This window comes from Acinetobacter sp. WU_MDCI_Abxe161, from assembly GCF_025514355.1.
GTDB classification, from domain to species: domain Bacteria; phylum Pseudomonadota; class Gammaproteobacteria; order Pseudomonadales; family Moraxellaceae; genus Acinetobacter; species Acinetobacter pittii_E.
The window spans coordinates 223,158-246,096 of sequence record NZ_JAHPTU010000005.1 but is presented as its reverse complement, the minus strand read 5'-3'; the positions used below and the strand labels follow the sequence as shown (position 1 = coordinate 246,096).

The 22,939-nt window shown below is 40.6% G+C and carries 20 protein-coding genes, 2 tRNA genes and 1 riboswitch; of the genes, 12 read left to right on the top strand and 10 right to left on the bottom strand.

The window, feature by feature from the left end:
• The first annotated feature begins 77 nt into the window (after positions 1-77).
• From KTI78_RS08065 to crcB, 4 genes are all read left to right on the top strand, one after another.
• Entirely contained in the window at positions 78-716 is a 639-nt protein-coding gene (locus tag KTI78_RS08065; protein WP_262445731.1) for a tRNA (guanine-N(7)-)-methyltransferase, read from the top strand.
• Positions 706-1,911: a TIGR03862 family flavoprotein gene (locus tag KTI78_RS08060; protein WP_262445730.1), complete on the top strand. Its 1,206-nt coding sequence runs from the start codon at positions 706-708 to the stop codon at positions 1,909-1,911. Before KTI78_RS08065 ends, KTI78_RS08060 begins: the two co-directional genes overlap by 11 nt.
• A 78-nt stretch (positions 1,912-1,989) precedes the next feature.
• Positions 1,990-2,400, top strand: a complete 411-nt coding sequence (locus tag KTI78_RS08055) for a GFA family protein (protein WP_062849598.1) — start codon at positions 1,990-1,992, stop codon at positions 2,398-2,400.
• A gap of 45 nt (positions 2,401-2,445) precedes the next feature.
• Positions 2,446-2,512, top strand: a riboswitch (Fluoride riboswitch).
• Positions 2,513-2,636: 124 nt separating this feature from the next.
• Positions 2,637-3,017 (top strand): fluoride efflux transporter CrcB, encoded by a 381-nt coding sequence (crcB, locus tag KTI78_RS08050; RefSeq protein ID WP_057105397.1) that lies wholly within the window; start codon positions 2,637-2,639, stop codon positions 3,015-3,017.
• A 465-nt stretch (positions 3,018-3,482) separates the two neighbouring features.
• On the opposite strand, the gene KTI78_RS08045 is transcribed toward crcB, so the two are convergent.
• From KTI78_RS08045 to KTI78_RS08035, 3 genes are all read right to left on the bottom strand, one after another.
• A complete protein-coding gene (locus KTI78_RS08045) occupies positions 3,483-3,818 on the bottom strand; it encodes a HopJ type III effector protein (RefSeq protein ID WP_004794912.1) in 336 nt (111 codons plus the stop codon).
• A 250-nt stretch (positions 3,819-4,068) separates the two neighbouring features.
• Entirely contained in the window at positions 4,069-4,323 is a 255-nt protein-coding gene (locus tag KTI78_RS08040; protein ID WP_002114896.1) for a type B 50S ribosomal protein L31, read from the bottom strand.
• Between the two features lie 101 nt (positions 4,324-4,424).
• Positions 4,425-5,723: an ABC1 kinase family protein gene (locus tag KTI78_RS08035; RefSeq protein WP_262445728.1), complete on the bottom strand. Its 1,299-nt coding sequence runs from the start codon at positions 5,721-5,723 to the stop codon at positions 4,425-4,427.
• Between the two features lie 257 nt (positions 5,724-5,980).
• Between KTI78_RS08035 and KTI78_RS08030 the strand changes: the two genes are divergently transcribed.
• Positions 5,981-7,228: an SfnB family sulfur acquisition oxidoreductase gene (locus tag KTI78_RS08030; protein WP_262445727.1), complete on the top strand. Its 1,248-nt coding sequence runs from the start codon at positions 5,981-5,983 to the stop codon at positions 7,226-7,228.
• A 32-nt stretch (positions 7,229-7,260) separates the two neighbouring features.
• Positions 7,261-8,511 carry an acyl-CoA dehydrogenase family protein gene (locus tag KTI78_RS08025; protein WP_262445726.1) on the top strand — a complete coding sequence of 417 codons (1,251 nt, stop codon included), beginning with the start codon at positions 7,261-7,263 and terminating at the stop codon, positions 8,509-8,511.
• Between the two features lie 34 nt (positions 8,512-8,545).
• Here KTI78_RS08025 and abeM read toward each other — a convergent pair whose 3' ends face one another.
• Both abeM and KTI78_RS08015 read right to left on the bottom strand, forming a co-directional pair.
• Positions 8,546-9,892 carry a multidrug efflux MATE transporter AbeM gene (gene abeM / locus KTI78_RS08020; RefSeq protein ID WP_016142323.1) on the bottom strand — a complete coding sequence of 449 codons (1,347 nt, stop codon included), beginning with the start codon at positions 9,890-9,892 and terminating at the stop codon, positions 8,546-8,548.
• A 32-nt stretch (positions 9,893-9,924) separates the two neighbouring features.
• Positions 9,925-10,386, bottom strand: coding sequence for a DMT family transporter (locus KTI78_RS08015; RefSeq protein WP_016142322.1), 462 nt, complete (start codon positions 10,384-10,386; stop codon positions 9,925-9,927).
• 116 nt (positions 10,387-10,502) lie between these two features.
• Here KTI78_RS08015 and hemW point away from each other — a divergent pair, with 116 nt between their 5' ends.
• A complete protein-coding gene (hemW, locus tag KTI78_RS08010; protein WP_262445725.1) occupies positions 10,503-11,657 on the top strand; it encodes a radical SAM family heme chaperone HemW in 1,155 nt (384 codons plus the stop codon).
• A 48-nt stretch (positions 11,658-11,705) separates the two neighbouring features.
• On the opposite strand, the gene KTI78_RS08005 is transcribed toward hemW, so the two are convergent.
• Entirely contained in the window at positions 11,706-12,461 is a 756-nt protein-coding gene (locus tag KTI78_RS08005; protein ID WP_016142320.1) for an SDR family oxidoreductase, read from the bottom strand.
• A gap of 111 nt (positions 12,462-12,572) precedes the next feature.
• Between KTI78_RS08005 and KTI78_RS08000 the strand changes: the two genes are divergently transcribed.
• On the top strand, positions 12,573-13,469 hold the full coding sequence (locus tag KTI78_RS08000) for a LysR family transcriptional regulator (RefSeq protein WP_262445724.1): 897 nt from the start codon (positions 12,573-12,575) through the stop codon (positions 13,467-13,469).
• 63 nt (positions 13,470-13,532) lie between these two features.
• Here the strand turns inward: KTI78_RS08000 and KTI78_RS07995 are convergent.
• The 4 genes from KTI78_RS07995 to KTI78_RS07980 all read right to left on the bottom strand — a co-directional run bounded on the left by KTI78_RS07995 (position 13,533) and on the right by KTI78_RS07980 (position 19,186).
• Positions 13,533-13,608 (bottom strand) — tRNA-Lys (locus KTI78_RS07995).
• A 22-nt stretch (positions 13,609-13,630) separates the two neighbouring features.
• A tRNA-Lys gene (locus tag KTI78_RS07990) sits at positions 13,631-13,706 on the bottom strand.
• Between the two features lie 120 nt (positions 13,707-13,826).
• Entirely contained in the window at positions 13,827-15,668 is a 1,842-nt protein-coding gene (locus tag KTI78_RS07985) for a long-chain-acyl-CoA synthetase (protein ID WP_262445723.1), read from the bottom strand.
• Between the two features lie 191 nt (positions 15,669-15,859).
• Complete coding sequence (locus KTI78_RS07980; RefSeq protein ID WP_262445722.1) at positions 15,860-19,186, bottom strand: Rne/Rng family ribonuclease; 3,327 nt, start codon at positions 19,184-19,186, stop codon at positions 15,860-15,862.
• Positions 19,187-19,907: 721 nt separating this feature from the next.
• Between KTI78_RS07980 and KTI78_RS07975 the strand changes: the two genes are divergently transcribed.
• The 4 genes from KTI78_RS07975 to KTI78_RS07960 all read left to right on the top strand — a co-directional run bounded on the left by KTI78_RS07975 (position 19,908) and on the right by KTI78_RS07960 (position 22,936).
• Positions 19,908-20,840 carry an RluA family pseudouridine synthase gene (locus KTI78_RS07975; protein ID WP_239974909.1) on the top strand — a complete coding sequence of 311 codons (933 nt, stop codon included), beginning with the start codon at positions 19,908-19,910 and terminating at the stop codon, positions 20,838-20,840.
• The gene (locus tag KTI78_RS07970; RefSeq protein WP_016142315.1) at positions 20,837-21,511 is read left to right on the top strand and encodes an HAD-IA family hydrolase; all 675 of its coding nucleotides are present in this window, start codon (positions 20,837-20,839) and stop codon (positions 21,509-21,511) included. The genes KTI78_RS07975 and KTI78_RS07970 overlap by 4 nt, the downstream gene beginning before the upstream one ends.
• A 74-nt stretch (positions 21,512-21,585) precedes the next feature.
• Positions 21,586-22,281, top strand: a complete 696-nt coding sequence (locus KTI78_RS07965) for a helix-turn-helix transcriptional regulator (protein WP_262445721.1) — start codon at positions 21,586-21,588, stop codon at positions 22,279-22,281.
• 49 nt (positions 22,282-22,330) lie between these two features.
• Entirely contained in the window at positions 22,331-22,936 is a 606-nt protein-coding gene (locus tag KTI78_RS07960; protein ID WP_262445720.1) for a glutathione S-transferase family protein, read from the top strand.
• The last annotated feature ends 3 nt before the right edge of the window (positions 22,937-22,939 follow it).

Here is a 22,939-nt window from a genome sequence, read left to right as displayed (position 1 = left end):
CCTCAAAGTGAAGAGAAATAGATTAGGCAAAAGTCAGGTGACTTGTTAGACTTATGCCGATTTTTATTTAGTTTGATGTGATTATGCAGATTCGTCAATTTCAAGCACAACGTATGCAAGCGCCTCGCGATTTTACCCCAATTGAAAATACCCCGATTTGTGTAGAAATTGGAGCAGGCAAGGGTAAACATGCTTTGCTTTTTAGCGGGCAACAACAGCAGCACACGTTGTATGCAATTGAACGAACCCGAGAAAAATTCTTGGCAATGCAAAAACAGCATGGTCTGGAACCAAGAGATAACTTAATCCCTGTGCATGCAGATGCTTTACCATGGGTGGTACATGCTTTGTACCCCGCGCAAGTAGAGCATTTCTTTATTCTCTATCCAAATCCAGAACCGCATAATCCAGCACAGCGCTGGTTGAATATGCCATTTTTTGAGTTCTTAATCTCACGCTTGCAAACAGGTGGAACCATTACTCTGGCAAGTAATATTCCTGAATATATCGAAGAAGCAGAACAACAGTTAATTAATGTCTGGAAACTGCCTTATCAAAAAGAAAAAATTGCTCAAACATCTGCACGTACTCATTTTGAAATTAAGTATTTAGAACGTGGCGAGCTTTGTCAGCAGCTCATTATGACCAAGCCTGAAGGGTATAAAACTCGATTTGATGCGTTTGCACCACTGCAAGGGCAAACACATGGCGAATAAGCGGGTTGCCATTATCGGTGCTGGTCCGGCTGGTTTAATGGCAGCTGAGGTGCTCAGCCAATATACTTATGATATTGACGTGTATGAGCAAAAACCTTCAGCGGCACGTAAGTTTCTAATGGCAGGTAAAACAGGGTTAAACATCTCGCATGCTGAACCTTTAGCGCAATTTATTGAACGTTATGATCGTGCAGAATGGCTCAAACCTTGGGTTGAAAAATGGGATGCAGTCTGGATTCAAAGCTGGATGAAAAATCTGGGAATAGAATCCTACGTTGGCACCTCAGGTCGCATTTTTCCTGTCGAAATGAAAGCGGCTCCTCTATTACGTGCTTGGCTAAAACGTTTGGCAGAACAGAAAGTTAAATTCTTTTATCGTCATTGTTGTATTAATTTACAAGGTACAACAGTAACTTTAGAAAGTCAGAATAATCAAAGCAGTGAGACTTTTACCCAGCAATACGATGCAGTGATATTGGCATGTGGAGCGGTGTCTTGGTCACAATTGGGTAGTGATGGCGCTTGGCAACAATGGATAGATCAATCCAATATTGAACCTTTTCAGCCAAGTAATGCAGGAGTATTGCACGCTTGGTCTATCTTTATGGAAAGCTGTTTTGGTGAACCTTTAAAGCGTATCAATGCGTGGGTTGAACCCAGTCAAGTTACACATGGCGATATTGTGATTACTCACTATGGGTTGGAAAGTGGTGTTATTTATAAACTGGGACGTGGCTTAAGAGAACAACAAAAACAAGGGAAAAGCTTAAATCTGTTTTTAGATCTATTGCCTGATGTAGAGCTTTCACAGTTAATTAAAAAATTGCAGGCTAGCAAAAAACAATCGCTCACTAATATCTGGCGTAAAGCTGGCTTAGATACAGCTAAGATTAACTTAGTCAGAGAAGTGGTTGATAAAGCACTATGGAACCAACCCAATGTTATGGCTCAGCAAATCAAAGCACTTCAAATTAAGCTAGAAGGGTTTAGACCTATTGAGGAAGCAATTAGCTGTGCTGGTGGTGTTAAGCAGAATGCATTAACTGAAAACTTAGAGTTTAAACAAACTTCAGGGGTATTTTGCTGTGGCGAAATGCTGGATTGGGATGCTCCTACAGGCGGATATTTGCTTACAGCATGCTTTGCTACAGGGCGAGCGGCTGGTGAAGGCGTACATTCATTCCTAGAGAAATAACGGCTTGATTTGGTGCTATGTTTGATATGTGAAAAGTGGTAATTTTGAACAATCAATAAAAATAGGATTTACGAGATCATGTCTCAAGCATCACCAGTTTATCAAGGAAGTTGTTTGTGCCAAGGTATTCGCTATGAAATTAAAGGCGATATCGGAGATATTATTCAATGTCACTGTCAACGCTGCCGAAAATCCAATGGAACAGCATTTGCCACGAATGCTCCTGTTAAAAGTACAGATTTTAAAATTACCCAAGGTGAAGACCTAGTCAAAAAATTTGCGGTAAATGGTGTGTACCGTTGGTTCTGTAGTGAGTGTGGTTCACCGCTTATTAGCTCGCGTGATGCGCAGCCTGAATTGTATCGTTTAAGAATTGGGACGCTTGATACACCGCTCGATCAAAAGCCGACAATGCATATTTTTGCTGCTTCTAAGGCAGAGTGGGAATGTATTCAGGATGATTTACCGCAATATGATGAACGCCCATGATTTTAAAAAGTATGTTTTAATCAAATTTTAGATGATTTAATATACTTAAAACGGGGAGATGGCATTCCTCCTCTGAAAAACCGCCGGATTGGCTAATGATGCCTACGTTACCCTCATGTATTTATATCGCTGGGTACGTAGGTTATTGCGTACTCTGCTTATTTTTGGAGTACGCTGTGTCATATTTCCCTTCATTATTTTTTGCTCTTTTAGCGTCTATCTAAAGGGGTGGTCTTATGTATTACTCTCTACTTTCAATTGCTTTAGGTTCGGTTCTAGGGGCATGGCTGCGTTGGTTTTTAGGTTTAAAACTCAACCCGATCTACCCGCAAATTCCACTCGGTACTGTCACTGTTAATTTGGTCGGTGGTTTTATTATTGGTTTTGCGATTGCCTATTTTTCTCAAAGTGATTTAAGTCCTAACTATAAACTTTTTGTGATTACTGGTTTTTGTGGTGCTTTAACTACCTTTTCAACGTTCTCCATTGAGATTGTGACTTTATTACAAAGTGGTAAGTTGGGAATGGCGATGTTGGGGATTTCTATTCATTTGATTGGATCGTTAATTTTTACGTGTTTGGGGTTGGCGACTTATTATTGGGTGGCGGGGCATTGAGTTTTTATATTTAAGAATTGAGTATGATTTCAAGTTGTGAGAGCTCATCGAAGTTGAATGTTGAGTAGGATTTTCACGACGGAGTCTTACCGTTGAATTATCTAATGGGAGCAGCTAATTAAGTTACTTTGGTTTTGCCCAAAGTAACCAAAGGCATCTGTCATTCGCAGAACCTGTTCACTGTAGGCATTTAACTTAAGCCTTGCAAAAACGATCTTTTATTGACACCACGCAGGCTGCGAATGACGTTATCGCGTATCGAATATAAGAGGCTAATAAAATAAATAAGAAAAATAAGGCATTCACTATCATGATAGACGGCATGGATGCCGTCGTTTCGCTGTGCTACATGGATGTAGCATCAGCGGAACAAAGGTTTTTGTCACTTTTGCCCTCAAAAGTGAGGCATTGCCTATTAACAGACTTTAGAAAATCTCATAATTTGAGGCTGTGCTAAAAAAATGATTAAGCTTTTTCAGCCAAAGCCTGACCTTCAAACTTCACACCATCCCAACCATTTTGCATAAACTGACGAATGTTTTGATGATCAGTTCCCTCAGGGGTCGCCAATACAGATGCGTAGTGTTCTGCAAACAAACTCAAAGTTTGTGCTTGGTCTAAACCTTGTAACTTAGCAAAAGAGAAAACTTTCGCACTGCCTTGATTTTCAGTTGCAGCGTTATGCTGTGCACCATTTTGAAAAGCTGTTGGAGTATGTTGGTAACGTGCTTCAATATGAGCTAAAACGTCTGAAAATTTTGCTGTGCCTGCTTGTAATTGGGCAAGTAACTCTTGTGCCATTATCTTAAATTTCCTATCAAATGAGGGTTTAAGCATAGCATCGAATAGCAGCTTTGAAAGCTTGGTGAATATAAAAAATGATGAGTTGTGGGAAAAATAAGAATAGTTTTTAAACAAATTGTGGATAAGTTCTCTTTTATACACAACATAAAAAGATCGCAAAAATACACATAAAAAAAGAAGCCTAAGTGGAGGAGATAGTCTTAGGCTTCCAATGATTTAAGTGTATTAGTCAAATCTTAACGTAAGATTAACTCTTACGATTAAAGCGAGCGAAGCGTTTATTAAAGCTTGCTACACGGCCTTCGTTACTTGCTTGACGTACTTCACCTGTGTAGAAAGGGTGAGATGCACTTGAAATATCAAGGGTTACATAAGGATAGACTTTTCCTTGATATTCTTTGGTTTGTTTAGACTGAAGAGTACTACCAATTAAGAAGTATACGTCTGCATTGGTGTCATGAAATAACACTTGTTGATAAGCAGGATGAATATCTTTACGCATGAGAGATTGTCCTAAATTATTTTTGATTAAAGAAATGTTATAACATAACAATTGAAAAGTCAATGTAACCCCTAAAAGGCTACACTGATCAGTAAATTAAGTTAGTTAGAAGGCGGGACAAGCTCTTCAAATAAATCGTTCAGATTGTCATGTACTTTTAAGTGAATCAGGTTCCAGTAGTGTCCTGAAATGGTTCTGTTGACCATCAAAGTGTCTGGTGAAGGCTTAAAGACATCCCAGTACTTCAAAGATTTTTTCACAAGCAACATGCCATCATGGTGCGATGAGTTCTCGGCAAAATCATAAGTGGTGGTAAGCGGGCGTAATAACACTTCAATCCAGAGTTTATATAGATCGGTTGGGAATTTGCCTTTTTCAGAAATTGAATGTAGCTCAAGTAACTCAGTTTCAATCAAATCAATATTTTCATGACGAGCTGCATTTACTAAGCGTTTAAAGCTATACACAATTTCATTTGAAAGTGTTTTAACACTGCCATAGTCATAAATAATGACACTACCGTCTTGGCGGAAGGCAAAGTTACCCGGGTGAGGGTCACAGTGAAAACGTTTTAAAAAGAACATTTCCTGACCTAAAGCACGAATCAGGCGACGTCCAATCGTATTTCGAATTTCGATAGGCCAAGAACTAGCAGTTTCAATACTGTCACCTTGTTCGAGGCTCAAAGTTAAAATACGTCTTGAAGAGTAATCTTTATAAACGGTCGGGATGATGATTTTGTCATCTAACTGGCTATGAAATATTTTAAAAACTTCAAGGTTTTGAGCCTCAATTTCATAGTTAAGCTCTGCTGAAAGACTATCTTGAATTTCTGCAAAAAGCTGATCTTGTAGTTTTTTATCAATTTTAAGTACGCCCATTAAACGAAGGGCTAAACGCACTTGTTTTAAGTCACTTTCACAGGCTTCATCAACACCCGGATATTGAACTTTAACCACAACTTGCTCACCGCTAGGCAGCACAGCTTTATGAACTTGGCCAATTGAAGCAGCTGCAAAAGGTTCTTGATCAAAAGATTTAAAGGCAACATTCAGCGGTTTTCCAAGTTCACGTTCAACTTGTTGTTGAATGGCAGCAAAAGGCATGGCTGGGGCTTGGCGTTGTAGTTTTGAAATTGCTTTAGCGACTTCAGGCGGGAAAATATCTTTATATTGCGACGCAATTTGACCGACTTTCATGACGGCACCTTTCATTTCGCCTAAGGTGTCGGCAATTTGCAAACCAATATCCTGAAATAGCTTGGTTTTTGAAGCCAGCTTTTGTTCTTCGTCTGCGGTCAAGTTTCGAATCGAGTTAGAAACGGTTTTCGTTGCAATGCTCGCGGTCATTCCTGCAAGTTTCATAAATCGTTTGCCGGGTGAACTTGCATTCTTTGCCATATCTTCGATACCTCATTGACTACAACATAATATTGCCTAGTTTTGATCATAGGTGACTAAGCTTAAAAAGCCTATATGAAATTGTTTATCTCATGTAAGAAAATTTTCGAAAAACAAAATGTTATTTTTATAGTAAAAAATATGAAAAGCTTTTGAAAATTCATTTCATAAACAAAGCTTTAATATCTATAAAGGGGCTGTTTTTTTGGTGCTAATGTGAATGGCAGGTTAAATAAGAAATAGAGACAATAAAAGTTATGACAAGTTTAAGTTCAGCCCATGGGCGGTCTCAGGCGGTTCCTTTATCTGTGTTTGAGCAGTCAAAAGATGCGCATATTATTCGTTCTGATGAAGAAGCAATTGAGGTTGCCAAACTTCTTGCCCAAGAATTTGCACAAGAAGCATCTGAGCGAGACAGAGAGCGCCGTTTACCCCTCAATGAAATTCAACAGTTCTCACAAAGTGGTTTATGGGCCATTACGGTCCCTAAGCAATTTGGTGGCGCACAAGTTAAATATCGAACCTTGGCTGAGGTCATCAAAACAATTGCGAGCGTTGATCCATCTCTTGCACAACTGCCTCAAAATCATTTGGCTTTTATTGAACATTTACGTCTTGATGCGAAACCTGAACAACAACAGTTCTTCTTTAATTTGGTGCTAAGAGGAATTCGTTTTGGTAATGCCTTTTCGGAAAAACATAGCAAAACGGTTGCTGACCTCACTACGACCTTGCGAAAGACCGAGCATGGTTATGAAATTAATGGGAAGAAATTCTTTGCAACAGGCGCTTTACTGGCACATTGGGTTCCAATTGTCGCTGTAAATGAGCAGGGGCAGCCTTATGCGGCGCTAGTTCCTCGGGAAACTTCTGGGGTAAATATTATTAATGACTGGTCTGGTTTTGGGCAAAGAACCACGGCCAGTGGAACCGTGGAACTTAATCAAGTTCCAGTACGTGAAGAATATCTAATCCCGATTTATCAGGCTTTCGAACGTCCTACACCAGCAGGTGCAATTTCACAATTTATTCAAGCTGCTGTCGATGCAGGTATTGCACGTGGCGCAATTGAAGAAACAATTCACTATGTCAAAAATCATAGTCGTGCATGGGTCGATTCAGGTTTGGAAAAAGCCAGCGATGACCCTTACACAATTGCAAATATTGGTGATTTAAAAATAAAACTGCGTGCAGCAGAAGCGGTATTGGATTTAGCAGGAGATGCGATTGATCAAGCGATTGCCGACACGACAGAAGAGCATGTAAATCAAGCGACATTACTAGTTGCAGAAGCAAAAGTACTCACTACAGAAGTTGCGATTTTAGCAGCGAATAAGCTTTTTGAATTGTCTGGAACAAGATCGACCTTGTCAGAGCTTAATCTGGACCGCCATTGGCGTAATGCTCGCACTCACACCTTGCATGATCCAGTGCGTTGGAAATATCACATTGTCGGTAATTACTACCTCAATGGAGTTCAGCCACCTCGTCATGCATGGAGCTAAAGTGAAGAAAAAATAAGATTAGGAGAATAAAGATGACAGTTACCCAAATTGAATTAGAAGAATTGTCTGTCGGCGCCGATTATGAAAAGGTCGCAAGTAGATTTCGTCCAGTTTTTGAAAAAATTGCTCAAGGTGCAATTCAACGTGAAAAAGAACGAATCTTGCCTTTTGAACCGATTCAGTGGTTAAAAGAACTCAAATTAGGTGCAGTACGGGTACCCCGTAAATACGGTGGAGATGGGGTGTCATTGCCGCAACTTTTCCAGCTTTTAGCTGAATTGGCGCAAGCAGACTCGAATATTGTGCAAGCTTTACGTGGACACTTCGCTTTTGTTGAAGACCGCTTAGTTGCTCATAAAGAGCATTCGCAGGAGGTTTGGTTTCAGCGTTTTGTGCAAGGTGATTTAGTCGGAAATGCATGGACAGAAGTTGGAAATGTACAAATTGGTGATGTCGTTACACGAGTAACCAAAGATGCTTCGGGCAACTTAGTAGTAAATGGTGAAAAGTACTATTCAACTGGAAGTATCTTTGCAGACTGGATCGATTTATTTGCTTACGATGAAGTGAATGACCGCCATGTAATTGCTGCTATTTATCGTCATGAATCAGGTGTGAGCGTAATTGATGATTGGGATGGCTTTGGTCAAAAGACAACGGGCAGTGGTACTTTAAAAGTAAATCAGGTTCATTTACCAGCTTCGCACCTTATTCCATTTGACCAGCGTTTTAAATATCAAACAGCTTTTTATCAGGTTGTCCATCTTGCAACTTTAACAGGGATTGCGCATGCCGCGGTCGAAACTTTTAGCCAAGAAATACGAGAGCGAAAGCGTATTTTTAGTCATGGTAATGGTGACCTTGTTCGTCATGACCCACAAGTTTTACAGGTGGTGGGTAAAGCTTCTGCTCAAGCCTATGCAAGCCTAGCAATTACGATTAAAACAGCAGAAGCATTACAAAAGGCTTATGAAAGCCACTTTAGCGACTTAGAAGTAAAAGAGCATCAGTTTAATGTAGATGCAGAGCTTGAGTCAGCCCAAGGGCAGGTGGTGATTTCTAATTTGGTACTGGATTTAACCAGCCAGTTATTTAATGCTTTAGGTGCATCAGCAAGTAGTCAGGTTAAACAACTCGACCGTTTCTGGCGTAACGCACGCACGGTATCTTCGCATAATCCACTCATCTATAAAGAAAAGGTGATTGGAGATTGGGAAGTGAATCGTACCGATTTACCCTTTGTCTGGCAAATTGGAGCAAGCCCGCGGGCCAAGTCTGCATAAAATAAAAAAAGCCGATGAATAATCGGCTTTTTTATTAGGTTTTGCTTAAACGTTTGGTATTTAAATAAAGCCTTGAAAGTAATAAAACACAAGCAATACTTAAACCAATAATTAAGCCTAGCCACACGCCAGCTACACCCCAATGGGTATAACGTGCTAAATAAAGTCCGATAGGGAAAGCAATCACCCAATACGCCATGAGTGTAATCCACATCGGTGCTTGCGTATCTTGCATACCTCTTAAACAGCCTGCCGCGCTGACTTGTAATGCATCCATCAACTGATAAGCCATGGCAAACCAGAGTAAATACATCGCAACAGGGAATACGGTTAAGTCTTGAGTGTACACCGAGACAATTTGTTCACGACCTAAGGCAATAAAAGACATAGTCAATAAAGCAAAAAATATGGCTGTGCTTAGACCAATCTTTTGTACTTGGTACATGGAAGCCCAATTTTTTTCACCATAATACGTTCCCACACGAATGGTTAAGGCTATGGCAAGTGAAAGTGGAATCATAAACAGCACTGAAGTCACTGAAATTGCAACTTGATGCGCTGCAATAAAGACTTCACCCAATGGACTAAGCACCAATGCGCCTGTACTGAAAATACTCACTTCAAAGAACACGGCTAAACCGATTGGTAGGCCAAGCTGTAAAATTCTTTTAACCCAAGTCAGGTTAATTTTATCGAATCTGCTAAAAATAGAGGTATTTCGATAAGCCGAAGCTTTATAAATATAGCCAGCTAACGTAATCAGCATGAGCCACTGTAAAATGGATGTTGCAAAACCGCAGCCTGCGCTACCTAAAGCAGGTATTGGCCCCAACCCATGCATAAAAATCATGTTAAGAGGGATTAAAACTACTAAGGCCAGTAAGCTAATTACCGTTACAGGACGTGGATGGCCTAATGCCTCCGAATAACCGCGTAGAGCTGCATACATGGTCACAGCTGGCATACCCAAGCCAATGGCATGTAAAAATAAACTTGCTTTAGGTTGTAAGCTTTCAGGAACACCAAACACATGCAAGAAAAATGGCATAAGCTGCAAAATGAGCATTGCCAGTACACCTAAAATGACAGCAACCCACAATGATTGACGAACAATGACAGGAATTTGTTCTGTATTTCTTGCACCCTTTGCTTCAGCGACCAAAGGGGTTGTTGCAATCATAATGCCACTGAACAGGAGCATCACTGGAATCCATAAACCGACCCCTACAGCAATTGCAGCTAAATCGGTTGCAGATAAATGCCCAGCCATAATAGTGTCAATTAACCCGAATCCTGCTTGAGCAAACTGGGTAATTAAAATCGGTAGCATTAAGTGGAAGAGTTGTTTTAGTTCAGACCGAAAAGATGTGACATTCGACACAAAAGGTACTCTTTTTAAATATAAAAATGAAGCTAACGTTGCAAAGTAAGTACCACACCAACAAAGATGATGACTCCACCAAGAAACCGTTGCCATGTAACAGGTGTTTTTTCTGTACCTAACCAGCCAAAATGATCAAGTAACATAGAAATAACGATTTGCCCAAAAACGACTAGCCCTGTAAAGGTTAAAAAACCAAGTTTAGGTGCAGTATAAATGCTCATGCTAATTGCATAAACCCCAAGGAATCCTCCTGTCCAAAGAAGCCATGGAATATTTGATATTTCACTTAAACTAGGTTTCTCGGCACTTTGAAAGAAAACCATAACTGCCAAAACAATAGTACCGATGAAGAATGATAATAATGCCGCTTGCAATGGTGAATGTAACTGCTCACGAAGCTGAGCATTAATTGCAGTTTGAAAAGCCATGGCAACACCGATTCCCAAGGCTAAAGGTAAAAATAGGAAAAGTTGACTAGAGAATTTCATCATTTTTATCAATATTTAAGATTATTTAAATTTAGTCTAAAGCAATTAAGGTATGTTTTCATAAGCCCATTGATGCAGTCATGTTAAAATAGAAATATTGTGTAAATTGGACCTGCTCCTTGGCCGTATTAAACCCTGCTTCTATTCCTTTATCTTTATATATTCATATGCCTTGGTGTGTGCGTAAATGTCCATATTGCGACTTTAACTCGCATGCGGTGCCTGATGGGGCGCTTTCGTCAGAGCTTGAGCAAACTTATTTAAAAGCATTAGTGGCCGACTTTGAAACTCAAATCGAGATGGCACAAGGACGTTCAATTCACAGTGTATTTATTGGTGGCGGAACACCTTCACTTATTTCTGCCAAAGGCTATGCATGGCTGTTTGAACAGCTTAAGTCACGGCTTAACTTTGAAGATGACTGTGAAATTACTTTAGAAGCTAATCCGGGAACACTAGAACATGACCCGTTTGCAGGCTATTTAGAAGCAGGCATTAATCGTTTATCCATTGGCGTACAAACTTTTAATACTGATCACTTGCAAAAGCTTGGACGTATTCATTCAGCAAACAATGCTATGGATGCAATTGAGCAGGCAAGACAAGCAGGCTTTAAGCGAGTTAATGTCGATTTAATGCATGGTCTGCCTGAGCAAACACTAGAGCAAGCACTTTATGATTTAAAAGTCGCTGTAGAGCAGGGGGCGACACATATCAGTTGGTATCAACTCACCATTGAGCCAAACACGGTATTCTTTCGTACTCAACCTGTTTTACCTCAGGATGAAGTGCTAGAAGACATTCAAGAGCAAGGTGAGGCCTATCTAAAAGCAAATGGCTTTGTAAACTATGAAGTATCAGCTTGGCGTAAAGAGCAGCCTTCAGCCCATAACTTAAATTACTGGGAATTTGGTGATTACCTTGCGATTGGTGCAGGTGCACATGGCAAAGTGACACAACCAGATGGTGTGTATCGTTTCCAAAAGACTCGTTTGCCAAAAGACTATTTAGCCAAGGTTCCAGCCGAACATCTGCAAATGAAAAAAATTGAGGCAGAAGAGCTACCTTTTGAATTTATGATGAATGCTTTACGTTTAAATGACGGGGTAAAAGCTGAGTTATATGAGCAGCGTACAGGCTTAAGCTTAGATCATTTAAACGAGGTACTCACTTCACTGAGAGCTAGAAAACTTCTGGTAGAGGATAGTTCTCGTTTAGCTTGTACAGAGCAAGGGCATATTTTCTTAAATTCGGTACTTGAAGAATTTTTGTAATTAAATAGCAAAGCAAAAGCCGCAGAATGAGATGCGGCTTTTTTGACTTTAGCGGGTGGTATAACCGCCATTTGCAAAAATTGTTTGACCCGTAATCCACCAACCATCGGTTACCAAAAAGCGGACTAAAGGTTCGATATCTTCAATTTTGGTAAGTCCACCTAAAGCTGAAGCTGATTTATGGTAAGCGACTGCTTCGGCAGATTCCTGACCATAAAAGAATGGTGTATCCATTGGGCCAGGTGCAACAGCAGTCACAGAAATCTGGCGATTACCAAATTCTTTTGATGCAGCGCGAGTGTAATGTTCAACAGGCGCTTTTAAACCTTCATAGGTTGAATAGAGCCCAGTGTAGGCTGCAAGAAGAGAAGTCACGATTGAACAGATCTTTCCGCCGTCATTTAAATGACGACCCGCCGATTGAATAAAGAAATAGGCAATTTTTGAGTTGATATCGCTCATGCTATCAAACTCTTGTTCTGTCGTTTCTAAAAATGACTTCTTTAAAACCTTTCCAACGGTATTAATCGCAATATCTATTCCACCAAAATGCTGTTTAGTGTCTAAAAAGAGCTTTTCGATATTATTAATATCCGTTAGGTCTGCTTGAATTAAAATAGCATCTGCACCCAATGCTTTAACTTTTGCGAGCGTTTGCTCTGCGTCTGCCTGAGTTTCAGCACTGTTGTAGTGAATTGCAATTTTTGCACCTTGCTCTGCAAATTTACGGCTAATGAGTCCACCTAAGTTTTTTGCACCGCCTGTAATCAATACAACTTTATCTTTAAGGGTATGAGTTGTCATGATGATTATTCCTATGATGACTTGTTTTAATGTGTTTTAGTCTAGATTGGCGGTAATTTTTGATCAATTATGCTAGTTTGGTTTAACTATTCAGAAAATACGAACAATTAAATGGATCGGTTGCAGCAATTTTTTATTTTTACAGAAGTCGCTAAACGACAAAGCTTTAGTGAAGTGGCAAATCAGCTTGATTTACCTCGCTCTACAGTGACGAGTGCTATTCAACAGCTAGAAACTCATTATGGAGTACGCTTATTTCATCGGACTACGCGTAAAGTAAGCCTCACTCAAGATGGACAAAGAATATTGCCCGAATGCCAAAACCTGTTATTTGATTATGAACAGCTCGAACAGTTAATTCAGACACAAAAGCAGCATTATCGTGGCACGCTAAAAATTTCAATGCCCAGCCGAATCGTGCATCAAGTGATTATTCCTGAACTTCCCGATTTTTATAGCCGCTATCCAGATATTCATTTACAACTTCATAGCTCTGATGACATGACTGACTTAATCGAGAAAGGAATTGATTGTGTTGTCCGGGTAGGGCAGCTAGAGAGTAGTAGTTTAATTGCAAAATTTGTTGGTAACTTGATTATGGTGAACTGTGCAAGTGCTAACTATCTAGACCAATATGGCATTCCTGAACAATTAGGAGATCTATCTCAGCACAAACTTATTAACTATGCAGGAGCGGTAGGAGAGAAACAGGGCGTATTTTTATATCAAAATGGAACTGTGATGATGGATAGTGCTTTAAGCGTAAATAATACGGAAGCCTATATTGCAGCAGCTAGTGCAGGTTTAGGAATTATTCAACTTCCATATTACGATGTTCAGGACAAAATTGAGCAGGGAACTTTAGTTGAAGTGTTGAGTACCTACACGGCTCAATCATTACCACTTAATATTCTATATCCGAACCGAAGTTATATTCCTAAACGTTTGGAAATCTTTATGGAATGGGTTCGAGATGTTCTTTATAAGAAATGTATCGTCATCTTTTAGTCATAAAACTAAAATACATTAACAATAAAAAAAGCCTCTCGAACTGAGAGGCTTTTTAGAATTTGGTGGGTCGTCCGCGACTCGAACGCGGGACCAACGGATTAAAAGTCCGCTGCTCTACCAACTGAGCTAACGACCCAAATAGGTTCAAAACAGATAAGTGGTGGGTCGTCCGCGACTCGAACGCGGGACCAACGGATTAAAAGTCCGCTGCTCTACCAACTGAGCTAACGACCCGTATCGTTTTGATGTCGCGTATTTTAGCAAGTTATTCAACTAACACAAGAGGAAATTTAAAAACATTTGCATGATTGCCTATAAAAAGCACGATTTCCTCTTGTTTAGCTAAAAAATGAACTAAAAACGGTATTTATATGCCTGAATGTTGTCAAAAATTTCACTTGTGATGTCACAGTAACTGCTTTCACCAGGCAATAATGCAAGTAAACGTTCAGAAGTTTTGCTTGGATTAAACGCATCTTCCTTCAATTTGTTCTTTTGGTACTTAAAAGTACCTGTGGTTTCAACTTTAGCTTGTATACGTAAAAACACTGGTACCGCGTAAGTAGGTAAGCATTTTTTAAATACAGTCACCATTTCTGTTAAATCAGTGTCATTTAACTCGGCACCATCAGCTAGTGTGATTGCTGCCATACCTGCACGACCATTAGTATTTGGAATTTCTACGCCATAGACGACAGCTTCAGCGATCTTGTCATATTCACACACCATGTTTTCAACTTCGGTGGTAGATACATTTTCGCCTTTCCAGCGAAAGGTATCACCTAAGCGGTCAACAAACTGAGCATGACGGAAACCAATATTACGAACAAGATCACCTGTGTTGAAATATGAGTCACCTTTTTTAAAGACATCTTGCATAATCACAGATTTATTCTTTTCTGGGTCGGTATAACCGTCAAATGGAGAGCGATTGGTAATTTTTCCTACTAATAAACCGACTTCGCCTGCTTTAACTTTCTTACACCAGCCATTTTTATCGCGTATCGGTTCGTTTTTCTCTTTATCAAACTCAATGATAGCGTATGGCGTAGGGGAGAAGCCTACTGTGTTGTCAAAGTTGAAAATATTACTAAAGCCAACGTTGCCTTCACTTGAAGCATAAAGCTCTAGAACTTCCTGGACACCAAAACGTTGTTTGAATTTATCCCAGATATTTGGACGCATACCGTTACCAATCATTTTGGTCACACGGTGAGCACGGTCAAGCTCTGTAGTTGGAGCATCCATCAAGTAACGGCAAAGTTCACCTACGTAGCCGATTGCAGACGCATTAAACTTCTGTACATCTTTCCAGAATGCACTGGTTGAATATTTACGACGGATGGCAAGGGTAGCGCTTCCTGCAATCACACCACACCAGCAAACAACCACGCCTGTTGCATGATATAGCGGCAAAGTGACATACATCACATCATCTGGACCAAGATTTAAAATATGGCCGTAAGTACCGTAGGCGAGTGTCCAACGACTATGTTTAAAAATAACTGCTTTTGGTAAGCCCGTTGTACCCGAAGTATAAATATAAAACAGACCATCATTTCCATGAACAGAATGTGTGGTCGATGGATTGAATTTCGGGAATTGATCAATTTCTATTGCAAGATTGGCATAACCTTGAGGCGCAGTTCCCGCATCTTGACGCGTTGCCTGATCTGCAAACCAATGAAAACGGTCTTGAGGAACGTTTAAGTCTTGACGAATTTCATCAATTGCAGCACGGACTTCTTCACCTGCAATCACTGCAATTGGTTTTACAAGATTGATGCTATGAGCGAGGACTTTACCGACTTGAGATGTGTTCACAAGCGCAATAGTCACCCCAATTTTAGCTAAACCCACAATAGTAGCAATGAGCTCTGAACGGTTCTCAACCATTACGGCAATCACGTCACCTTTACGTGCGCCGAGAGATAAATAATAGTGAGAAATCTGGTTAGCCCATTCATTTAAAGCTTCGTATGAGTAACTTTGATCTTCAAATAATAAAGCAGTACCTTTTGGATTTCGCTTAACAGCTTTCTCAAAAGCTACGCCTAATCCAGTTGGTGTATTTGCTGTTCTTAAATAAGCCTGTTTAAGACCATTCAGGATATGGGGTACTTTGGGGATAAAGCTAGGAAGTCTAGTGGCAACATCCCCAAGCGTAATGATATCGGTCTGTGTTGTCTGGCTCATATCAATCCTATTTATTTTTCGATCAATCCAAAAAAGGTTGCGTTGGCAAAAGTACAGTATTTTTCATGGTTCACCATGCTTTTAAAACTTTTCTTCTAGTGCAATCAACCTAATTGGTTAAAAATAACAAAAAAAACCTAGTCATCGAAATGACTAGGTTTGTTTAAATTAGCTGCAATTGAGCAAATGATTTACTCAGCTACAGGATTTGCTTTCTTTGGTGGACGGCCACGAGGGCGACGAGGACGGCTTGGTTTGTCCTTATCAGCTTTAGAATCTTCTGATTCACTCTCCGCAGGAGCTTCAGTTGGCTCTACAGCCTGTTCTGTAGCTGCTTTGGCTTTTGCAGTTGCTTTTGGCTGTTTCGCAACCGGAGCTTCAACTACAGTTGTCGCTGGTGTTTCTTCTACGCTAGCAGTAGCCTCAGTTTCCTGATCAAGCTCAAGCGGTTGCTGTTTTGATTCAACAGGCGCTTGTGTTTCAGCAGTAGGAGCAACAACAGTTTCTTCTACAGTCGACGCTACAGGAGCAGCTTCTTCTGGTGCAGAATGTTGTTGTTTAACTTGCTCAAAAGCCTGTTCAGCAGCAAGTTTCGCTAAACGACGACGCTCACGCGGATCATTAGCAACACGCGGTGTTGCCTCTTTTGGCGGCGTCAACGGAAGTACTGGCGCAGGTTCTGCTTCTTGTGAAGGCTTGTTGCTTGGAAGCTCAGCATCACGAGTAACAGGCTTTTTGTCTTCAGCTTCAGCTGCGACTTCGGTTACTAGAGTACTTGCATATTGCTCTGCAAATTTCTGCAATGCACGATTGAATGTTGGAACTAAACCAAATTGTTCAATCAGTACGGTACAGTCTTCACCGTAAACATGACGGATCAAGCTACCAATCGTATATTGCGCCAATGTTGGAATTTGCGATGGGGCAATTGATGGTGTAACAGCTTTAGCTCGTTTTGCATTGCGTTGTTCACGGCGACGCATACGAGGATCATTACTCGCACGTTGAATTTGCGGTTGATTTTTCTCAGCCTTTGGTTGAGGAGCTTCTGTTTCAGCAGTTACTGTCTCTTCCACAGCAGCAACAGGTGCTGGAGTTGGTTCTTGAACAACTTCAACAACAGGTGCTTTTTCAGTACGTTCAAGAGGTTGCTCAGGCGTTAAAGCAATAATTTCGCTTTGTGCTTGATCAACATTAATGACTAAGGCTGTATTCATGACTTCATGCTGTGGAGCATCAATCAAATCAACCTTAATTTGTTTTTCATCCACAACTGCTGGTGCTGGCGTATTTTGATTTTCATTTAATACGCTTGGATCGCGGTGGCGATTCGGACGGTTTGGACGTTGTTGATTATTACGGTCACGACGTGGCACAGCATGCTCAGCTTGTTGACCATCATTTTGATGTTGGGCATGTGGCTGATCTTGTTGTTGACGCTTTTGTTGACGTTTTAATTCACGTTGCTCTTGGCGTGATAACTGTACAACCTCTTCATGAACCTGCTGTTGTTGTGGTTCTTGATTATGATGGTGCTGATGTTGTTCACGTTGCTCTTTGTGCTTACGTTTTTTGTTGTTTGGACGCTGCTGTTGTACTTTATCGTCTTTCTCAACATTCTCACGTGCTTCCTGTTTAACAGGAGATTGAGAAATATAAGCATTGTTAGATGGAGCCGAAGTAACTTCAGCAACTGCTGGTGCTGTAACTTGGCCAAACTGTCCACGGCTAACAGCGCCTGTATTCACCATTTGTTCAATTGCGGCAGCAGCATTTTGTGCTGAGCGAGATTGATCAACTGTTTGAGCTTGTTTTTGAACAAAAAGATTTTCTAACCATGCGCATGGGCTTGCTGCTTTTTGAGCGCTTGCCTGAGCAACAGCAGGTTGAGCTGCTTGATTTACTTTCTTTTGGTTAGCTACGTTGTTGGCAGCAGGGGCTGCATGAGTATGGCCATGATCAGCTTCTTCTAAATGCCATTCAGAAGATTCATAACCTAACTCTTTTTCACTTGAACGAGTTGCTTCAGTACGTTCGTAGCTAGATGGTGCAAATCCATCTGGATTGTACTGAATTTCGTAGTGAGGTGTTTCTAAGTGTGGGTGAGGTAAAACAGTCACACGAACACTAGAAGTTTGTTCTAAATAAACAAGGCTATGACGTTTTTCATTGAGTAAAAACGCTGCAATTTCAACAGGTACTTCTACTTGTACTTCACCATGGCGTTCACGAAGCGCGATCTCTTCTACTTTACGCATAATAGAAAGTGAAAGTGAGCGTAAGTCACGAACCATACCTGTACCATGACAGCGAGGGCATACATAACCTGTTGCTTCTTCAAGAGATGGACGTAAACGTTGACGGCTCATTTCCATTAAGCCAAAACGAGAGAGTTGGCCAAACTGAATACGTGCACGATCGCTTTGTGTTGCTTCACGAAGTTTTGCTTCAACCATGCGTTGGTTGCGTTCTTTAGTCATATCGATGAAGTCGATTACAACTAAACCACCGATGTCACGAAGACGTAGTTGGCGAGCAATTTCTTCTGCTGCTTCTAAGTTCGTATTTAGTGCAGTTTCTTCAACGTCATGTCCACGAGTCGATTTCGCAGAGTTAATGTCGATTGAAACTAAAGCTTCGGTCTGGTCAATCACGATTGAACCGCCAGAAGGAAGTTTTACTTCACGTTCATAAGCAGTTTGAATTTGGCTTTCAATACCAAAATGAGCAAACAATGGCTCGTTTAAAGTATAAGTTTTGAGTTTGTCTAATTGACGTGGCATCACTGCTTTAACAAAGTTATAAGCTTCGTTATAAGCCTGTTCGCTATCAATTAAAATTTCTGCAACATCATCACGTAAATAATCGCGGATAGCACGAGTAACAACGCCAGCTTCTTGATGAACCAGCATTGGAGATGGACCAGAGCTCGCTGTGCCTTGGATTTGTGTCCAAAGGTCAAGCAAATGCTGTAAGTCTAACTGTAATTCTTCTTGGGTACGGCCAATACCAGCGGTACGTACAATAACGCTCATACCACGCGGTAAATTTAAAGAAGCTAGAATTTCTTTTAGCTCTTCACGTACAGAACCTGAAATTTGACGACTAATACCGCCGCCTTTCGGGTTGTTTGGCATAAGAACCAAATAACGTCCTGCAAGTGAAATAAAGGTAGAAAGAGCAGCGCCTTTATTGCCACGTTCTTCTTTTTCGACTTGAACAAGTAATTCAGTACCTTCAGTGATAAGTTCACGAATGTTTGAAGTTTGTCGTGGGTCTGCTTGGAAATAACTGTTAGCAATTTCGCGCATAGACAAGAAGCCTTGACGACCTGCGCCGTATTCAACAAAAACAGCTTCTAAAGAGGGTTCTACGCGGGTTACATGGCCTTTATAGATATTGGATTTTTTCTGTTCTCGGGTACGATTCTCTAAATCAAAATCGTAAAGACGATTACCAGTGATAAGTGCAACGCGGACTTCTTCTGCGTGAGTTGCATTAATCAACATACGTTTCATGGGTGTGACACCTAATAGTGACCCACACAAACATATCGCACAAACTTAAAGGTTCTGAACGAACATCGAACATGACGGATCATTTCCCAGATCTCAAAATATTTGTGGTCTGAGTCATCTGTTACCGGCTACATTTAGCCTTAGCTTCGATTCTCGTCTGTGATGTAGGCAATACTGCTTCAACCTTTAAATCAGACTTCCTTAGTGCTTCACTGGCGGGTGAGCGGTGCATTGGTTAATGACTTTCACTGTCATTGGGCGCGAAGTGACTTCTTTTTGGAAGTTTGATACGGAATGCTCATCGTATCGGTGCTTTCGGCAGTTCCAATGCATCAACGCTTTAGCCTGAAGGCAACATTAAGGAGCGATTTGTCTGATGTGTATCAGTTTACGTTCCATAACCAACTAGAGTTGGTAACATATTTTTTTGAACAAACTGAATTAAACGCAACAGTTTGTCATTTTGCCGATATAATAAGCCTTCGGCGTCGGCATAATTCTTTAGGACCAATCCGAGCTGGTGATGAAAGCATCATTTTGATTGAGGTTTCAATCAGGGAAATTCCCTATTAGATGTTCACTTACGGCGGTATCCGTGCGCTGACTATATCAAACCTTGCAGCATCTGCCTATGGGCTAAGCTTAGATTTCTTGTGAAAAAACTAAGCTAATCGGTCATTTATTAATCAAATTTAGCAAAATTTCAGGTTTAAATATTAGTATGAATTCTACACAGCAATGGCAAAGTGTCACTTGGTTTGAGGTGGATGAACATCAAGCAGGACAGCGAATTGATAATTTCCTGTTTTCGCGTTTAAAGGGTGTACCTAAGAGTCGTATTTATCGTTTGATTCGTGAAGGTCAGGTTCGAGTAAATAAAAAACGTATTAAAGCTGAGACCAAATTAGAGATTGGAGATCAGATTCGTGTTGCACCTATTCGCTATGAACAAAAGGATGAAACAGCCGCTCCTGTGAGTGACAGTGTAGCACAAGGCCTACTCAGCCGTGTGGTCTATGAAGATGAAGGTCTGTTAGTCATCAATAAACCATCAGGTATTGCTGTACATGGTGGTAGTGGTGTGGCGTATGGTTTGATTGAGGCTCTACGCGCAGCAACAGGTAAAAAATACTTAGAACTGATTCATCGTATTGACCGTGATACTTCTGGTCTGGTCATGATTAGCAAGAAACGTAGTACTTTAAAACTGCTACAAGATATGTTGCGTGAGCACAAAATTCGTAAGACTTATGCAGCGATTGTAAAAGGTCAGGTAAGTCTAGATAAACAACTCATTGATGCTCCTTTATTTCGTTACGAGTTAGCCAATGGAGAGCGTCGTGTACGTGTCTCTAAAGAAGGTAAACCGAGTAAAACGGAATGGGTGGTTGCAGAGCGCTTTAAAAATGCGACTTTAGTTCATGCCTCACCTTTGTCAGGCCGTACTCATCAGATCCGTGTACATGGTTTAAGTATTGGACATCCGTTATTGGGTGATGATAAATATGGACACACCACTGAGTACGCAGGTCCGCAGGCACGACGTTTATGTTTACACGCGATGCGTTTAGATATTCCGGGTTATCCACCGATTGAAGCGCCGTTACCAGAAGACATGACCCAGTTATTAAAGGCTTTGAGAGTAGCAAAATGAGTCTGAAAACCGAATTAGTTATTTTTGACTGGGATGGAACTTTATATAACTCTGTTGGCCAGATTGTTGCTAGCTTACAACATGCAGCAGAGCAACATGAATTACCTCTAAGTGATGAAGCAGCAAAAAGTATTATCGGGTTAGGCTTGCCAGAGGTTATGCAGACCTTATTTCCAGAAGCGCCAGAGTTGCATGACTCGATTTTAAAAGCATATGGCGATCACTATATTGCTAATTCTACGGATGATGCATGGTTTGACGGTATTGCTGAGCTATTACATGACTTAAAAGCGCAAGGTTTAAAACTTGCTGTAGCAACGGGTAAAAACCGTCGTGGTTTAGACCGTGTGATTGCAAAAACACAGAGTACTCATCTTTTTGACGTTACTCGAGCAGCCAATGAAACCCGTTCGAAACCAGATCCACTGATGTTGCAAGAAATTTTGACTGTAACAGGAGTGAGTGTTGAACAGGCGGTCATGATTGGTGACAGTAGTTATGACCTTGAGATGGCACAGCGTTTGGGTATGCCGCGTATCGGGGTAGGATATGGGGTGCATTCGGTTGAAGTTCTGCAAAAGTTTCAACCTTTAACGATTGCTAAAGATGTACAGGAGCTTCATCGCTTTTTAAGAGAATATGCGCAGTTATCTACTGTAGATGTCGCCTAATTTAAAAGATTTCAAAGAGGGAATGCGTTCCCTCTTAATCTAAGTTAAATAACAAAACAATAAGAAGAGAAAAAATGAGCCGTTCAATTCGCCTATTAAATCTTTTGCAACAGCTTCGTGAAGCCCGTTACCCCATCACAGCGCAAGTCTTGGCTGAGCGCCTAGAAATTAGCGTTCGAAGTGTCTATCGAGATATCGATAGCTTACGTGAGCAAGGTGTAAGAATTGAGGCATCGGCAGGCCTTGGGTTTCAGCTTAAAGAAGATATTTTATTGCCGCCCATAACATTTAATGAAGATGAGGCAGAAGCTTTATTTTTAGCTTTAGAATGGTTGAAAGAAGTTCCTGATCAATCACTAAAATCTGCTGCGGTTTCAATTTATTCAAAACTTTATGCAGTCTTACCTAAACATCGAAAATATTTGCTTGATGATATGACCTTAGGAGTTGCCCATTATTGGTATCCTGTTGATGAAACTCTGGTAGCGCAAGTGCGTATAGCCATTCGTAATCAAGTAAAAATAAAAGTAGATTATTGTGATGAGCAAAACCGTTTGAGTGAACGTTCGCTTTGGCCTTTTGCTTTGGGATATTTAAACGGTAAAGTGGTACTCGCTGCTTGGTGTGAATTACGTCAGGCATTCCGCCACTTTCGAATCGATCGAATTCATCAGCTTCATATTAGCCAAGATAGTTATCCCGAATTTAAAAAGCTTTTGTTCCAAAAATGGTGGAAACAGGAAATGCAAAAGGCTACTGACAAAAATTGACAAAGCCCACTTGTAAACTAGGAACTACGATAAACAAGGAGTGATAAGAATGAGCCTTAAACTTTATACTAACAAAGAGTCGCGTGGTGTCGTTATTGACTGGCTTTTAGTCGAGCTCGGTGTTGAATGTGAGCGAATTGAAGTTGCATACAAGACCGAAATGAAAGCCCCTGAATATTTAAAACTTAATCCTTTTGGAAAAGTGCCGGTATTGGTAGATGGTGATGTGGTTATTTATGAGTTAGGCGCAATCTGTGCTTATTTAGCTGATAAGTTTTCTGAAAAAGGTTTAGCACCTGCTTTAGATGATCCAAAACGCGGTTTGTACTATCGTTGGTTATTTGTGATGGCAGGTCCTTGGGAAGCTGCTGGTGTTGATAAAGCTTTAGGAATAGAAGTATCGCCTGAGCAAAAGATGTTTGTTGGCTATGGCGATTACAATGATGCTTATCAAGCTTTAGTGCAAGGTTTGAGTGAAGCGAACCCGTATGTATGTGGCGAACAATTTACCGCAGCAGATGTAAGTGTTGGCGCTATGCTTTTATGGCAATTAAAAATGAAAACGATTGAATCACATCCAGCTATTACACGTTATGTTGAAACGATTAAACAGCGTGAAGGCTTAAAACAAAGCACTATGGGCCAACTGTTGTAAACG

Coding starts and splice junctions, on each gene's coding strand:
- KTI78_RS08060 (WP_262445730.1), top strand. CDS start 706: ATGGCGAATAAGCGGGTTGCCATTATCGGTGCTGGTCCGGCTGGTTTA.
- KTI78_RS08055 (WP_062849598.1), top strand. CDS start 1,990: ATGTCTCAAGCATCACCAGTTTATCAAGGAAGTTGTTTGTGCCAAGGT.
- crcB (WP_057105397.1), top strand. CDS start 2,637: ATGTATTACTCTCTACTTTCAATTGCTTTAGGTTCGGTTCTAGGGGCA.
- KTI78_RS08045 (WP_004794912.1), bottom strand. CDS start 3,818: ATGGCACAAGAGTTACTTGCCCAATTACAAGCAGGCACAGCAAAATTT.
- KTI78_RS08040 (WP_002114896.1), bottom strand. CDS start 4,323: ATGCGTAAAGATATTCATCCTGCTTATCAACAAGTGTTATTTCATGAC.
- KTI78_RS08035 (WP_262445728.1), bottom strand. CDS start 5,723: ATGGCAAAGAATGCAAGTTCACCCGGCAAACGATTTATGAAACTTGCA.
- KTI78_RS08030 (WP_262445727.1), top strand. CDS start 5,981: ATGACAAGTTTAAGTTCAGCCCATGGGCGGTCTCAGGCGGTTCCTTTA.
- KTI78_RS08025 (WP_262445726.1), top strand. CDS start 7,261: ATGACAGTTACCCAAATTGAATTAGAAGAATTGTCTGTCGGCGCCGAT.
- KTI78_RS08015 (WP_016142322.1), bottom strand. CDS start 10,386: ATGATGAAATTCTCTAGTCAACTTTTCCTATTTTTACCTTTAGCCTTG.
- KTI78_RS08005 (WP_016142320.1), bottom strand. CDS start 12,461: ATGACAACTCATACCCTTAAAGATAAAGTTGTATTGATTACAGGCGGT.
- KTI78_RS08000 (WP_262445724.1), top strand. CDS start 12,573: ATGGATCGGTTGCAGCAATTTTTTATTTTTACAGAAGTCGCTAAACGA.
- KTI78_RS07985 (WP_262445723.1), bottom strand. CDS start 15,668: ATGAGCCAGACAACACAGACCGATATCATTACGCTTGGGGATGTTGCC.
- KTI78_RS07980 (WP_262445722.1), bottom strand. CDS start 19,186: ATGAAACGTATGTTGATTAATGCAACTCACGCAGAAGAAGTCCGCGTT.
- KTI78_RS07975 (WP_239974909.1), top strand. CDS start 19,908: ATGAATTCTACACAGCAATGGCAAAGTGTCACTTGGTTTGAGGTGGAT.
- KTI78_RS07970 (WP_016142315.1), top strand. CDS start 20,837: ATGAGTCTGAAAACCGAATTAGTTATTTTTGACTGGGATGGAACTTTA.
- KTI78_RS07965 (WP_262445721.1), top strand. CDS start 21,586: ATGAGCCGTTCAATTCGCCTATTAAATCTTTTGCAACAGCTTCGTGAA.
- KTI78_RS07960 (WP_262445720.1), top strand. CDS start 22,331: ATGAGCCTTAAACTTTATACTAACAAAGAGTCGCGTGGTGTCGTTATT.